Raw genomic sequence first — 14797 nt, forward strand, 5'->3', positions numbered from 1 at the left:
TGGTCTTCGGTGCCCGTGCGGCACAGCGGCGGTGCGAGCGAGCGGAGCGGGACACATGCGGGTGCTGATCGTCGAGGACGAGCGGGAACTGGCGGCCATGCTCGCCGAGGGGCTGCGCGGCGAGGGCATGGTCTGCGACGTGGCCCACGACGGCCTCGAAGCGCTCCAACGCACGGCCGCCGCCGACTACGACGTGGTGATCCTGGACCGGGACCTGCCCGCACTGGGCGGCGACGCGGTGTGCCGGGCGCTGGGCTCCACCGGCCATCCGGCGAGGATCCTGATGCTCACCGCCGCCGACACTCTCTCCGACCTCGTCGAAGGTCTCGGGCACGGCGCCGACGACTACATGGCCAAGCCGTTCTCCTACCTCGAACTCGTCGCCCGGCTGCGTGCACTCGGACGCCGCTCCGCCGGGAACCGCGCCGCGGTCGTGATCGGCAGGCGCGGCGTCAGCCTGGACACCGCGCGCCGCGCCGCCGAACGCGACGGCCGCCCACTGAACCTCACCCCCAAGGAACTGGGCGTCCTGGAACTGCTGCTGCTCGCCGACGGTGCGCCGGTCCCCACCGAGGAACTCCGCGACCGCCTGTGGGACACGGCCGTCGACCCGGCGACCACGGCGGTCCGGGTGACGGTGCACGCGCTGCGCCGCAAGCTCGGCGACCCACCGCTGATCGTGCACGACGCGGGTTACGGATACCGGCTGTGAACCCACCCGGCCGCGCATCGCGTCCTCCGTCCCGCCTCCGGTCTCGCCTCGCCCCCGACCGGCTGCCGCTGCGCGGCCGACTGACCCTGGTCACCACGGCGGTGTTCGCGGTCCTGGGCTGCGGAATGCTCGCACTGAACTGGTTCAGCGCACGCCAGCTCATCCACGCCAACCGCGACCTCGTCACGTCCGCCAAACCCCTCGAACCCGCCCAGCCCGTGCAACCGGGCACGCCCGTACCGGCCCTGCCCGGCACGCCCTCGGAGGGGTCGGTACCACTCCCCACCTCCCCCGCGCAAGGCTTCGGGAACTTCCAGGACACCATCCTCGCCGACCTGCTGACCCGCTCCGCGTTGCTGCTCGCCGCGTTCACCGCGCTCGCCGCACTGCTCGCCTGGTGGGCGAGCCGCCGCTCGCTGACCCGCCTCCACCAGGTGACCGCGACCGCCCGCCGGATCAGCGCCGACCGCAGCATGGACGAACGACTGGCCCTGGACGGCCCGTACGACGAGATCCGCGAACTCGGCGACACCTTCGACGCCATGCTCGACCGCCTCGACCGAAGCTTCACCGCGCAACGACGCTTCACCGCCCACGCCTCACACGAACTGCGCACCCCCCTCACCATCCAACGCACCGCATTGGAGATCCCGCTCGCCCAGGGCCGCGTCCCCGACGAACTGCGCCCCGCCGTACAACGCGCGCTGGACGCCAACGCCCGCACCGAACGCCTGATCGCCGCACTGCTGACCCTGGCCCGCGGCGAGAGCGCCACGCTCCAGGCGCGTCCCGTCGATCTGGCGGACACCGCCCGGGCCGCCGCGCACGATCTGGCCGACGAGGCCCGTGAAGCCGGTGTCCGGGTCACGCACACGACGGCTGCCGCGCCGGTCGAGGGCGACCCCGCCCTCCTGCGGCAGGTCGCGCTCAACCTGCTGGCCAACGCCGTGCGCCACAACCACCGCGACGGCACGGTGACGATGACCACCGGCCTGGTGGGGGACAGCGCGTACCTGGAGGTCACCAACACCGGCCCGATCCTGGACCCCGAAGAGGTCCCCGCCCTGTTCGCACCCTTCCACCAGGCCCGCGAACGCGGCACCGGGTTCGGCCTCGGACTCGCCGTGGTCGAAGCGATCACCACCACACACCGCGGCGAAGTCACCGCCGACGCCCGCCCCGGCGGGGGGCTCACCGTGCGCGTTCGGCTGCCCACCCCGCAGCACGGCGACCCGCCCGCACTCCGATGACGCGTACCGACTCGCCGTCCTCCCGGAACGCCGACGCGGCCGGGAGCCCCGCCCTCGCTCGGGTCGGCCACGGCACCGCGGACCCCGGGCCCGGAGGTGCCGGGGCAGCGGGCCGCCGAGTCGGTCCTGTCTGCGGATGCCCAACCGCTCCCGCAGCACGGACCGGGCCAGGGTCGCCGCGGTCGCCAGGTCCGCCCGCGCGGCCGGGTCGTCGGGGGCAGGGCGAGGGCCTCGCCGGCGACGCGCGGCCAACGCGACCAGCCAGGAGACGTGTTCGGCCTGGAACCGCAACCGCAGGGCCGACGTGCCCCGGGCGGCGAGGTCGCCGTCCCCCGCCCGCTCCAGATCGATGATCGCCGTCGCGATCCGGTCCGCGATCTCGGACAACTCCACCGCGCTCTCCCGCGCCCGGTAACGCGGTCCCACGCACGTGCCGCCGGCAGCCTCCACGAGGACAGCGGCGGCGGCCAGGGCCAACGCCGCGACGTGCGGTCCCCGGGCGACGCCCGGATCGGGACGCGCCCACGACCGGAGCATCGCGCCGAACGGCCGGAGGCCGTCGCGGCCTTCCTCCGGATCGTCCTCCAATTCCATGCGGTCCTCGACCGTGACGGGATCGGCGTTGCGCGTCCCACGCGGCTCGAAACTCATACCGCGAACGTAGACAAGGAATGTCCCCCTCCGGGGCCGAAATGGCGATTCGCCACTCTCCGGGGCGTCCGGTTCCGTCCTCGCCCGGACCCGTCGGCACGCCGGGCGGGTCCGGGCACAGCGCGGGCGGTGTCGCATCCGCTCCGATGCGGCGTGGTCGCAGTCTCCACAGCCCCGCCTTGCGGTGAAGCTGGGCCGGTGAGCATCAGCGGCGAGCACCCGGTGAGTGCGGAGCAGATCTGTGGTGCGCTGGTGGCCTTGGGGGCCGAGCCGATCCTCGATCCGGAGTCGTCGCGCGAAGGCCCGCAGGAGGACGACCGTCCGCGGCTCCTCGGCGCGTTGCCGGCCAAGGCGGAGTCGGAGATCGCCGCTTCGACCAGGTTCGCCCACGAAGGGGTGGAGGACGCCGCCGAAACGGCGGCCGGATGGGCCGAGTTCGTGGGACCGGACTCCGATCTCTCGGCCAACGTGCTGTCCAATCGGTTTGAGCGCACCGGGGTGCAGCTCATGGGCGAAGCCGAGGAGACGCTCCCGGGGCGGGCGTGATCGCGCCCGTCGTACGGCCAGGCCGGATGCGAACGGGGGCGGCGACGGCCGTCGAACCACAAGCCCGGTTCCCCGGCGGCATCCTCCGTCTCCGTGTCCTGCTCATGGAGCCCAGGGGCACGCGGGCCCTGAACACCCGGGCCGGGGTTCAGTGCATCGCGGCGAGGAGTTCGCCGAACTCGACGCCTTCGCGGGGCAGTGTCGTGCCGAACTCGGTGTGCATCATGCGGTGGACGAGGCGTTGTCGTCCGTCGATGCGCACGCGGTTCCTTCATAGGGAGGGGCCGCCCGGGTACGCCGCCGGGATGGGTGTGGGCGGACCGGACCCGAGCGGCACCGCCTCCGCGAGGCTGTGAACTCGCCGCGCACGCGGGACGATTGCGCGATTCGCCGGCGGGAGCCGGTTCGAGGTGCGATCATGTCGCGCTGTGACCGACATCGAAGACACGTTCGAGCTCCGTGACCGCGTGGGGGCGCCGTACGCCGGGTTCTGCGCCGTGGGCGGAGCCGTCACCGCGGTCGTCCTGCTGATGCCGGGGTTCCCCGCAGAAGTGGCGGTGGCGTCCTGGGTGGTACTGGGTCTGGTGCTTCTCGGGTTGACCGTCCGATGCGTGCGACGCGAGTCGGTCCTGTACCTCGACACGGAGGGTGCGACGGTCGGACGGGGAGTCCACCGCCGGCACCTTCCTTGGGACGACGTGCGTCGGGTCGTCGTCTCCGGCTTCGGCACCCGCACGGTGCAGTTCCACTCGCCGCTCGACGACCAACTCCACACCCCTTCCCAATCCGCTTGGAGCGTCCGGGTCCACGGGGAGCGGAAGCCGCCTCCGCGGACCAGGGTGGGGGTGGCGTGGATCGGTCGCCGGCGCGACACGCACGACTTGGCCGCGGCACTCGAACGACTGGCTCCGCAGGTGCCGTTCACCGACCAGGCGGGGTGGCGCTGACAACAGCGGCGCCGCGCATTGCGACCCCGGTTCCCATGGGACACGGCTGCGGCTTCGGATCGGATCCTCGAACCGACCCCCCGAGCCGAAGGAGGTGAAGCAGCCGAACAGCGCGTGGCAAGGAACCTCGGGGCGGCGCAGGCCGGTGGGCAATGGAGCCGATGGCGGTCGGGCGGTGGGAGGTTGTTCTCTCCCGTGGCGGAACATTGCGGTGGCGGGTCAAAGCCGTCGGTCCTACCGGCGCATGCCGAGTCGGGTGAGCAGGTGCTCTCGTTCTTCGCCGGCCTCGCGAGAGTGACGGCGGCCCGGGCGTGTCGGGGTGGTGGCCATCGCGCGTTGGATCGATCGGGTTCAGACGTGGCACCTGAGTGTGACGAGGAGTGCGTCGTCGGGGAGTGATTCCAGGTAGGTGACCGGATCGGTCAGGCACAGGGGATCGTGCGGTGCGTGCTCGCATGGCACCGGTTCGGCACAGGGGCCGTGGACGCCGGGGTCGTTGAGGGGCCTCGCGTCTTTCGGACAGGGCTATGACTGTCGATTCATGCGGCGAGTCGCAACTCTTCGAACTCGGTGTGTACCTCGCTTGGAGGGCGGTATCCCACTGCCGAGTGAAGGCGTTTGCGATTGTACCAGAACTCTATATACCGGACGATGTCTCGTCGGGCTTCCTCGCGGGTCGCGTATTTCGTGCGTGAGACCCGTTCGTTCTTCAGGGATGCGAAGAAAGACTCGGCCATTGCATTGTCGAAGCAGATCCCCGTACGGCCGACGGAACGGCGCAGTCCGAGTCCGCTCAGCACCTGCACGTACTCGGCCGACATGTAGTTGCTTCCGCGGTCGGAATGGAATATGGCACCCTCGGCAAGGGTGCGATTCCGTGCCGCGTTGCGAATCGCCCGTGATATCAGCGGCGTCTGGTAGTGGTCGTCCATCGCATAGCCGACGACTTCTTTTGTGCAGCAGTCGATCGCGGTCGCCAGATAAAGCCAGCCCTCGGCGGTCGGAATGTAGGTGATGTCTCCGACGAGCTTTTCGCCGGGAGCGGCAGCGGTGAAGTCGCGGCCGACAAGGTCCGGCGCGGGCGCGGACGCAGCACGGGTGAGGGACCGGCGCTTCGGGCGGGGCTGGCACGGCAGCAGGCCCAGGTCGCGCAGGATCCGACGTACCAGCTCCGAGCCGGCCGCCACGCCCCAGCGCAGCAGCTGCGCGTGGATACGGCGATATCCGTATGTGCCATCGGACATCTCGAATGCCTTCGTGACCAGCCGTTTCAATTCCTCGCGCCTCCCGGTGGTTGCGGATTCCGGGCGGTGACGCCAGTCATAGTAGCCGGATTTGGACACACCGAGACGGTCGCACATGAACGCGACGGGATATGCGTACTCCACGGTATCGAGTCGCATCGTCTCGATGAACTCGTACTTGCTGCCTACCGGGGATCCTTCGCGAAGTACGCTGCGGCTTTTTTCAGAAACGAGTTTTCCATCTCGAGTTCTCGATTGCGGCGTTCGAGTTCCTTCAGCCTGGCGCGTTCGTCCACCGCAAGCGGCCCTTCGGCTTTTTCGTGCCTGCGCTGATGTTCTCGGACCCACGCGCGGAGCGTTTCCGGGTGGACATCGAGATCTCGCGCGGTCTGTGCGATCGACCGGGGCGCGGATTTCAATGCGAGTTGAACCGCTTCCTCGCGGAACTCGGGCGTGTACGGGTTGGGGCGTGCCATCTTGCTGCTTTCCTCGGTTCCTTACAGGTCAACCTTATTGGATCTCTGTCCGAAACCTTCGAGGCACCCCACGTTTCTTCCCGTCTCGATCCACCAGCCGTCGAGGGTGAGGAGGTCCCCGAAGTGTCGGAGCGCCCTCGGGGCCTCGCGCTCGACGAACTCCTCGCGGTCGCCCGCGAACCAGGAATCCAGATCCGTGACGTCGGAGTACCCGAAGTTGAGCATGCCGGGGATGTCCTTCATCCGGCACCAGTGGTCGTAGAACTCCCTGACCTTCGGTTGGGCACGGTAGTCCCAAAAGGCTTCCGCGCCGCAATACGCCCCGTGCTCCGATTCGTACCGGGCCTCGAACCGGGACAGCGGCTGAACGGGCCGACCGTCCGCGCCGATGCGACGCCACAGATCCCACCCGGCGCCAAGGGCCGAACGAATATGCGCGATCTGCACGACCGGTGTCAGACGACCGCGCTCCCGCAGAATCAAGGAGTGCCCACAGCCGGGGTACGCGCAAGGGACCCCAGGCCAACGAGCCCACCGAGCGGGCACCGGCGGCAAACAGCGAAGACCGAGCCTCGCCAGAGCAGTTCCCGGCCGGAGGCCTACCCGGCACCGTGGCAGGGCCGTACGACCCGCAGCCGACATGCGGCGTCGTCTCGGCATCCGTGGGGCGTAGTTGCACCGATTTGACGATCAAGCTGTTGTTCGGCGGCGCGCAGTCGCGCCCGGGCATGGCTCGCGGACGCACCCGTCCCCTTCGACGCCGCCGCCGACCTGGAGGACTTCCTCACGCACGCCGCGCTGGGCCCCTCCCTGGCCGACCGGACCGAGGGCGAACGCCGAGCCCTGATCCACGCCGTCTCCGCACGCCTGGAACGACCGGTACTCGACTTCGTCCGTCTGAACATGACGGCAACCGCCTCGGACATCGTCTGACGGCGATCACAAGTCCCTCCGCACCAATCCTCGGGAACGGACGACACCGACGAGGACACGGACGAACCACTGCCCCCGGGACCGGCCTCGTCGGCCCCCGGAGCCGAGCGCCCATCCTTGATGCGCATCCTTCGCGCCACCGGGCCCGGAGATCGTCGCTACGCGTCGCCCGGCCGGCGCGGCGTGCCATGGGTCGGCCGCGTGTGGCAGGCTCGCGTGCTGCTCGGCCGGTCACTCGGCGTCGATGGTGATGCGACCGCCCGCCGGGACGGTGCAGTCGTGGTTGTCCGCGGTGAGCGGTACCGGTTCGTTGCCGGCGTGGACCGACACGTCGCGGCCGAAGGCGAGCCGTACCCTGCCGTTCGCCAGGGATTGGGCCATCACTTCGAGGCCGTTGTCGGCGAAGCGAATGTGGAAGATCCGGTGCGTCTCGAAGGTGATCTCGAAGTCCTCGTTGTTCCGCCGATATCTCGCCGAATTGCCGGTGACCCGGAAGTGACCCAGTTGTTCGAGATTGGCGAAATGGAGGATTGTCTTTACCACAGGGCCGTCGTCCTCCGTGGCGTGCCCGGGCGACTCGCTCGGTGCGGCGACCGTCGTGGAGGTCCGTGGTTGTGCGAGTGGGCCCTTCGACGCGTCATCCGTACGCCCCGCCCCGGCGGCCCGGCGCAGGCCGATGACGATGAAGTCTTCCGGACGCACGCGGAATCCGGCGGCATGCGCGTCGAACGGCACAGCCCTGTCGTCGGGTGCCGCGACCGTCACGTTCTCGCGGTTGAACGAGAGCAGCGCCTGCCCGTCGACGGCCTCGACCATCATTTCCAGGCCGGATTCGGCGAATGTGACGAACATCCACTCTCCTTCCCGCGGATCGAACGCGATGGTCGAGGTGGAGTTGTGGGATTCCACGACGTCCCCCCGGTCGATCGTGCAGGGGCCGAGGCTCCCGACGGCGATGAGCAGATCGGGTGTGCCCAGGACGAGGTGCGTGGGGCGCTCGGGTGTGAAGTGCTGTGGACGGTCGGGGGCCCGCGAGGTCGAGGTGGGCGCGGAGCGGGCCGGCGTCATCGGGGCGGCCGGCGTGTGGGCCCTCCCGCGCTTCGCCGCGATGACCTCGACGGTGGTCCCCGCCGGCACCGAACGGAGATGGTTCGCTCTGAGAAGCGTGGCCTTTCGACCGTCCAGGCCGATCGTCACGGGCCCGGTGGCAAGGATCCAGACCTTGTCGTGCACGTCGACGTGGAACCTCACCGTGGTACGGGCGTCGAGTTGGATCCACAGGTACATGTATGGCCGCTCGGCGGGAGGCCCCGACAAGAGCACCAGTTCGTTGTGTCCCGCGCTTGCGTATCGTGCCGAATGGGTCTCGGGTACGACGCGCGCCACGTCGACGCCGGGGAAGCGGAGAACGGTACGGGAGACGTCACGTGAGGGGGCCGGCGTCGTGTCTTGGGACTGGGCGGTCGTCGTCGCGCTCGGGGCATCGGTACCGACAGCGGGGGATACCCGTGGCGCGCCGGGAGCGGTGGTCGTCCCCGGGGACGCGGTGTAGTTCTCGGCGTCGAAAACGCGCCCGTAGATCTCGTTCTCGCAATTGGTGAACAGGTTGTTTGTCTTCGTGAATCTTTTCATCTCCATTTCGGTCTTGTCCACTTTCTTGTGGAAGGTGTCGACGTAGGTGGGAGCGTTCTTTTGCACGAACCTCAGCGCGACCCTCCGGAATCTTTTCTTACGGCTTCGGCAGAATTTTCGTGTGGCCAGCCGCACCTCCTTCTGTAGTTCCCGGTCTTTCGTGAGGGCTTCGTTGCCGGCGACCTGGATCCGCGCCTGGACCACTGATGCCTGTCCGGCGGTGAAGGTCGCCATCGCCGCCTTCACCGAATCCGACATCACCGCATCGAGGTCGGAGACCTTACTGGCCCACTCATATCTGCGTACCGCCGAAGCAAACCTGATCTCCAGAATTTTGTCGAACAGACCCCAGTACTTCGTGACTTTGCCGGCGCCCTTGGAGGTGAGAGTCACATAGTCCATGAAGACGGCCAGGGCGCTGCGCGACGCCCTGAAGACGTCGTCCTCGGAGTAGGCCTTGATCAGACTCTCCATATTCGCCACGGAATACTGGGACTTGATGATCTCCTTTCCGATTTTTGTCGGATTTTCCCTGTTGTCCCAGGCCGCGGCGAGGGCGCCGTTCTGGTCCCGGAACTGCTTGGCGATTTCCTCCAAGGTTTTGGCGACGGCGGCGTCGGCCCCCGACGAGGGCTGCCCCGCGCCCTCCGGGGAGCGATAGGAGCGGATCAGCCGGTCCGCGCCGGCCATCGTCGACGCGGCGAACTCGGTGTGCCGGGCGTACAGGTCACGCACCGTGTCGAGAAGGCCGCCGTCGTGTTCGGCCGCGCCGTCGGTGGCCGCCGTGTCTTCTCCGGCGGAGCCCGATGCGGGTGCGTGTGTCGGGCCCTCGGGAACCGGCAGTCGCTCCCTGATCCGGTCGGCGACGGGCGCGGTGAGTTGCAGACCGGCGAGGATCGCCGACGTGGTGGTGTGCCGAAGGTGTGGCTCGAAGTGGAACTCCGGATAGGGGGTGGGCAACGAGGACGCCGACGCGTCGGCGAGGCCCGGCGGCGGCGGTGCCGGCGGCAGTGTCTCGCTCTCCCCGTCACTCGGCGCCCGCCTGCGTCGCCGTGGTCGTGGCCCGCTCGGACCCGAGCGTGGTGTCTTGTCGACGAACGTCGCGGTCGCAGCCTCGGGTGGGCGCTTGTGCTTCATGTGTTTCTCCCACGTGCGGCGCGGTGGGCGTCGAACTTGTCCGGGTCGAGGAGGAGGCCCAATTTGCGGTGCTCGGCTTCGATGGCGTCGACGAGGTCGGCGGTGGTGACGGGGGTGTCGGTGGTGGCGGCGCGGTAGGCGGCGGTGAGGGCGCACGAGCGGATGGAACCGCCGGTGAGGGGAAAGGCGGCGGCGAGTCGGTCGAGGTCGAGGTCGTCGTGGCGGGGGAGACGGGGACCCAGGCAGATCTCCCACAGCGCGCGTCGGGCGCCGGCGTCGGGTGAGGGGAAATGCGTGATGTGGTCGAGACGTCGGGTGAAGGCGTCGTCGATGTTGTCGGCGAGGTTGGTGGTGAGGATCGCGACGCCGTCGAACGCTTCGAGGCGCTGGAGCAAGTGCGCGGTCTGCGTGTTGGCGTGGCGGTCGTGGGCGTCCTTGACGGCGGAGCGTTTGCCGAAGAGGGCATCGGCCTCGTCGAAGAGCAGGACGCCGTGCAGGTGGGCGGCGTGGGTGAGGACGCGGTCGAGGTTCTTCTCCGTCTCGCCGATGTACTTGTCCACGACGGCGGCGAGGTCGACGACGTGGAGGTCGCCGCCGAGGGCGTGCGCGAGGGCTTCGGCGGCGAGGGTCTTGCCGGTTCCGGAGGAGCCGCGAAACAGGGCGACGACGCCGTGCCCGCGTGCGGAGCCGGGGGACAGGCGCCATCGGCGCAGGACGAGGTCGCGATGGCGGGCGCGGGCCAGGAGGTCGTCGAGGTCGGCGCGCGGAGCGGGCGGCAGGATCAGGTCGTCGAGGGTGGCGGTGGGCCGGATCCGGCGGGTCAGGCGTTCGAGTTCGGGAGGCGAGTGGGCGCGGATCGCGTCGTCGACGTCCGCGCGGGACGGCTCGCGGTCCTCCAGGAGGGCATGTCGTGTCGCGGCCTCCACGGCCCGTCGGGCCAGCGGGGCCGGCAGGCGGCAGTGCGCCCAGGCGTGGGCGTGTCCGGCCAGCGCGGTCGGGGCCAGCCAGCGCTCCCACAGACGGTGTCGTTCCTCGACCGTGGGGGAGGGCACGTCGATGCGCACCGGCGCCCCGTCGCCGCCGTCGTCTTCCCAGGCCCGAGAGCCCGTCAGCACGAGCGGCGGCGGGGGGCACGCCGGATCGGGGGCGAGGAACGTGCGCAGGAGCCGGGCGAGCCGTCCACCGTCCGCGCCGGCGCCGGGGGACGCGTAGAACGCCTCCAAGGGGCCGGCGACGATGACGCGGTCACCGAGCCGGGCCTCGCGGCGGACCGCGGCGAGGACGGCCGCCGGGTTGTCCCACGCGCCGATGCCGCGCAGGTCCACGTGCAGGACCGCGCGGTCGCAGCCCAGGACCGCGGCGATCACGGCCTCCGCCGCGCAGTCCCCGGCGGGGTGACGCACGTACGTCGACGCGACCGCCGCCCGTACCGCGGCCGCCACGCCCGTGAGCGCCGTGCCCCGGTCGGTCGCCTCGGGGGAGGCGGGCGGTGTGTCCACTGTGCGGGCAATGCCGATCAGGGCGTCGTCGAGGTGGTCGTCGCCGGCCATGAACGCCGCGACCCGCCGGGCCGGGCGCAGCGCCCGGGTCAGGAAGGGGGCGCCCTCGTCGTCCGCGACGAACTCGACCAGGGCCCGGGCGCGCAGTGGGGCCGCGGCGGCCCATGTCGTGTGGGCGGTGGCGTCGGGCAGCCCGGCCAGGCGCATGGTCAGGGCCGGGGTGGCGTCCCCGTCGGGCCCGGCGCCCCACAGGGCGCGGTACAGCGCGGCGTGGCGTGTGTCCAGGTGGGGGGCGGCCACGGCGACGAGGGCGTCGAGCTCGTGCGGACGCAGACCGAAGACCCGTTCGAGGTGGCGCAGGCGCAGCCTGCCTCCGTCACGTTCGACGCCGTCCGCCCAGTCCTCGAGCGCGGCGCGGCCGTCGGAATCGGGTAGCGGGTCGGTCGGCGCGGTCTCGGCCGCGCCCGACGAGGTGTCGGTGTGTTCGGCGTTCGGGCGGGCGGCCGTGAGCAGGTCGCGCGTGCGGGCCTCCAGCAGCCACAGGCGGGCCCGCAGGTGACGCGTGTCGGCGTCGGTGGCGGCGGACATGCCGGTCCTCCTCGCGGATGCGGTGGACGGTGGATCGAGTGCCGGTTTCGCGACGGGGCCGCAACCGAATCCGACGGCGAGCCGTCCGGCCGGTCGATCGTCCCCGGGGAGTCGGTCACGAGTAGGTCTTTTCGGGGGAGTCGAGGCGCACCGGGCCGCCGGCGCCGGCCCGGTCGCCCACCGCCACGAGGTGGACGGTGGCTTCGACAAGTTCCCCGGGATACGGGCCGGTCGCCGTGAACAGAAGGCCCCCGGGCGTGTCGTGCGTGCCGGGATCGGGCGAGACGGTGCTCGTCATGGCGCTCACGTACACGTCCTCGTCGCTGATCCAGGCCCGCAGTCCGGTGGCGTGCGGTGGGAGTCGCCCGGTGACGGTGATCCGCCCGAGGGTCTCGTCCCGATCGACGCGGTGCACCGTGGGTTCGGGGAGACGCTCGCCGGTGAGCGTCCTGCTCTGCGCGGGTGCGCCGGGGCCGGTCGTGGGGGTGATGCCGAAGGTGACGGTGGTCGGCCAGGTGCCGACGGTGATCGCGTCCGGGCCCGGGAGCAGGGGGATGGTCACCGCCAGGTCGAGGAAGGGGCGTGGGGGCACGTCGAGCGCGGACCACAGTTCCCCGGCGGATCGGGCATCCTCGGACGGCTGGTTCAGGCGCAGCAGCGCCGACATGCCGTATCGGTAGGCGTTGTCCTCGCCGGGCAGGAACAGCGGCACCTCGTCGGTCGCGGTGAACACGCCGAGCAGGCTCTGGAGAATGACGTGGCTGTCGAGCGACCCGAAGTCCCCGGGAAACGGGAGGCCCAGTGACATGGGGGAAGCGTCGGTCTGGGCGGAGGCGACGGAGACCATGTAGCCCAACTCGGCCCAGCGAGGTGGTGCGACGGTCTGCGACCGGTCGTCGTCGCGGCCGTTGAGACGTACCGTTCCGGCCTGCCGGCGCTGGACGTCCTCCCGCACGCGATACAGGAAGAGGTTGACCAGGGGCCGACTCGGGCGGTGGCGGTGAGGCGTGCCGAGCGAGAGATCGGCCCCTCGCAGGGTCGGGTTCGCCGCCATGAGGCGGGCGAGGGAGTAGTCGACCATCTCGATGGTGACGGGTGGGGGCAAGGCGGTCACGGTAGCGGTTCTCCCGGGGATGTGGGGGTCCGAAGGAGCGGGCCCGGCGAGCGTCCGTGTTCGCTGTCCGGGCCTGGTGCACATGCCCGAACCGGGCGCCGTGAACCGTGCCGCGTGGGTGGGCGCGGTGGACGGCGACCACTTTAGACCAAATGGTTGGATTGTTATGTGTCGATGGCGCGACGGAGCCGAAGACCGTGGGTGCGCGGCCACCATGGTGCCGGACGCGAGACGAACCGGGAGCTTCACCATGCCGATGCCAAGCCGCTGCTGTGACCGGTGGTGTGGAGCACCGGCACGCCCCGTCGCACGTCACGGCCCACGGGACGTCGAGGCGGCGCGGTCCTCGGGCACTGCCGCCGACGCGGCCGGCGCCCCGCGCGACAGGCACCGGGCGGGGGAAGCCGCCGTTCGCGTCGCTCACCACGCGACGGTGGGGGCGCTCGTCGATGTCCCTCCCGGCCCACGTACGGGCAACTGTCGTCCCCCCGGCTCGTCGCGTCGTCACGGCCCGAGGAGACCTCCGCCCATCCGGCGATCGAGTCGCCTCTCCCGACGGTCGTCGCGGCACTGCGACGGCCGCTTTCCCCGAGTCGTCCGAGGGTCTCCGCTCCGTCAGCCATCCCGAAAGGCCCTGAGCCCGGTCCACCACCTTACGAATGATCATTTCGCACCCGTCAGGAAAGCAGGGAGACAGCATGCGGATGTCCGGCCGCTGGGTAAGCGCGGCGCTCGCTGCCGTGAGCGTGGTCGTGTTCACCGCCGCCGAGGTCCACCCCGCCGAGCGCGTGCCTCGGCGAGCCGAAAACCAGCCGATGATTTTCAAGAACAGCGCAAGCGGCAACTGTATGGACCGCGACGAGAGCAACATGGTGGTGCTCGCCAAATGCGCCAAGGACTCCTTGAGTCAGCAGTGGATTCCGAGTGATCCGGATGCACAACTCGGCCGCACACTCAAGAACAAGGACAACGGATTGTGCCTGACGGCCGTCCAGGGGAAACCCGTCTCCCTCCAGAAATGCGGGGAAGAATTCGCGGTCGTGCAGTCGTTCATCGACACGAACAATCTCTCGACGGGGGCCACCTATCTCCTTCGGCTCAACGACGTTCGCTACCTGGTCGAGGACACGAAGCAGAAGCCGAGTGTGGTCGATGTGGCGTTCATTCCCGGACACGGGCTCTGGACCCAGGCCACTCCGTCCTGACCCGCTCACCCGCGCGCCCGGGTCCACGCCTCGTGGCACCGATCGCGGGTCGCAGCCTGGCCCCGGCGCGTCACGGGCCCCTTCCGGACCGGACGAACGAAGCGGAGTCGCCCATGGACGACGAGACGTCCACCGAACTCACCGTGCAAGAGCAGTGCGTCGAGATGGGCCGTGTCCTCGGCATCGAGGGCCCGGTGACCGAGACGGTGCTGCGCGCCGCGCTCGACGACGCGACCTACGTCGCGAACCTCCTGACCTGTCGCCGGGATCCGGTGTTGCTGCGGTACCTCCTGGACCGTCCTCCGGCGCGGGCGAACGAGCCCACCGGCGCCGACATGCTCGCGCGTGGCGCGGCGGCCCTGGCCCGCTGGGCGCGCACCGGTTTCACGGTCGTGGACGACGAGACCAGGAACAGGCGGCTCGCCGCCTGCGGGCAGTGTCCGGAGCTTCGCCCCGGGCCGGAGGGCGGATCCGCCGGCGCACTGCTGACGATCACCGGCGTCCGCGCGTCGGACAAGTCGGTTTGCGGGAAATGCGGCTGTCCGGTGTCGCGCAAGACTCGGCTCCCGTCCGAGAGTTGCCCCTCGCCGCATCCACAGCGACCGGGGACGACCCGCTGGGAAGAACCGGCGGAGGACGCCGCCCGCCCCTCGGCTCGGGCGCGCCGCGGCGATCGAGCCCCGGAGGAGGTCGCCGGACGCAGTGTGTGACGAGCCGGGGCACTGCGGCGCACGGTGTCGAAGCCGGGCGGTCCGTGACGTCGAAGGGTGTCCCGAGGGTCTCGGGACCCGCCCGGGCCCTGTGGCGTACCCGGCCCTCCGTCGCAGCCGCTCCCGGCTCCGCGCTCGCGAGTCCGAACACCG

Annotated in this window: 11 protein-coding genes; 6 read left to right on the forward strand and 5 right to left on the reverse strand. The window is 70.4% G+C overall.

Annotation, left to right across the window (positions count from 1 at the left end; genetic code table 11):
• The first annotated feature begins 55 nt into the window (after positions 1–55).
• The 4 genes from ACFXMF_RS10115 to ACFXMF_RS10130 all read left to right on the forward strand — a co-directional run bounded on the left by ACFXMF_RS10115 (position 56) and on the right by ACFXMF_RS10130 (position 4106).
• Positions 56–712: a response regulator transcription factor gene (locus ACFXMF_RS10115; protein ID WP_379988289.1), complete on the forward strand. Its 657-nt coding sequence runs from the start codon at positions 56–58 to the stop codon at positions 710–712.
• A complete protein-coding gene (locus ACFXMF_RS10120; protein ID WP_379988288.1) occupies positions 709–1962 on the forward strand; it encodes a sensor histidine kinase in 1254 nt (417 codons plus the stop codon). The genes ACFXMF_RS10115 and ACFXMF_RS10120 overlap by 4 nt, the downstream gene beginning before the upstream one ends.
• Before the next feature lie 849 nt (positions 1963–2811).
• The gene (locus tag ACFXMF_RS10125) at positions 2812–3159 is read left to right on the forward strand and encodes a hypothetical protein (protein WP_379988287.1); all 348 of its coding nucleotides are present in this window, start codon (positions 2812–2814) and stop codon (positions 3157–3159) included.
• Positions 3160–3587: 428 nt separating this feature from the next.
• The gene (locus tag ACFXMF_RS10130) at positions 3588–4106 is read left to right on the forward strand and encodes a hypothetical protein (protein ID WP_379988286.1); all 519 of its coding nucleotides are present in this window, start codon (positions 3588–3590) and stop codon (positions 4104–4106) included.
• Between the two features lie 539 nt (positions 4107–4645).
• Here ACFXMF_RS10130 and ACFXMF_RS10135 read toward each other — a convergent pair.
• From ACFXMF_RS10135 to ACFXMF_RS10155, 5 genes are all read right to left on the reverse strand, one after another.
• Positions 4646–5826, reverse strand: a protein-coding gene (locus ACFXMF_RS10135) for an IS3 family transposase (protein ID WP_379988284.1) whose coding sequence is annotated in 2 segments (ribosomal slippage) — positions 4646–5562 and positions 5562–5826 — 1182 coding nt in all. Because the reading frame shifts where the segments join, the coding sequence is not laid out codon by codon here.
• 21 nt (positions 5827–5847) lie between these two features.
• Complete coding sequence (locus tag ACFXMF_RS10140) at positions 5848–6069, reverse strand: hypothetical protein (RefSeq protein WP_379988283.1); 222 nt, start codon at positions 6067–6069, stop codon at positions 5848–5850.
• Positions 6070–6990: 921 nt separating this feature from the next.
• A complete protein-coding gene (locus ACFXMF_RS10145; protein ID WP_380017758.1) occupies positions 6991–9351 on the reverse strand; it encodes a hypothetical protein in 2361 nt (786 codons plus the stop codon).
• Positions 9352–9524: 173 nt separating this feature from the next.
• Complete coding sequence (locus ACFXMF_RS10150; protein WP_379988280.1) at positions 9525–11615, reverse strand: AAA family ATPase; 2091 nt, start codon at positions 11613–11615, stop codon at positions 9525–9527.
• A 115-nt stretch (positions 11616–11730) separates the two neighbouring features.
• Positions 11731–12720 (reverse strand): Pvc16 family protein, encoded by a 990-nt coding sequence (locus ACFXMF_RS10155; protein WP_379988279.1) that lies wholly within the window; start codon positions 12718–12720, stop codon positions 11731–11733.
• Positions 12721–13427: 707 nt separating this feature from the next.
• Between ACFXMF_RS10155 and ACFXMF_RS10160 the strand changes: the two genes are divergently transcribed.
• The gene (locus ACFXMF_RS10160; RefSeq protein WP_379988278.1) at positions 13428–13934 is read left to right on the forward strand and encodes a hypothetical protein; all 507 of its coding nucleotides are present in this window, start codon (positions 13428–13430) and stop codon (positions 13932–13934) included.
• A 113-nt stretch (positions 13935–14047) separates the two neighbouring features.
• Complete coding sequence (locus ACFXMF_RS10165) at positions 14048–14644, forward strand: hypothetical protein (RefSeq protein WP_379988277.1); 597 nt, start codon at positions 14048–14050, stop codon at positions 14642–14644.
• Positions 14645–14797: the final 153 nt, after the last annotated feature.

It is taken from the genome of Embleya sp. NPDC059213, assembly GCF_042754445.1.
Taxonomy (GTDB): domain Bacteria; phylum Actinomycetota; class Actinomycetes; order Streptomycetales; family Streptomycetaceae; genus Embleya.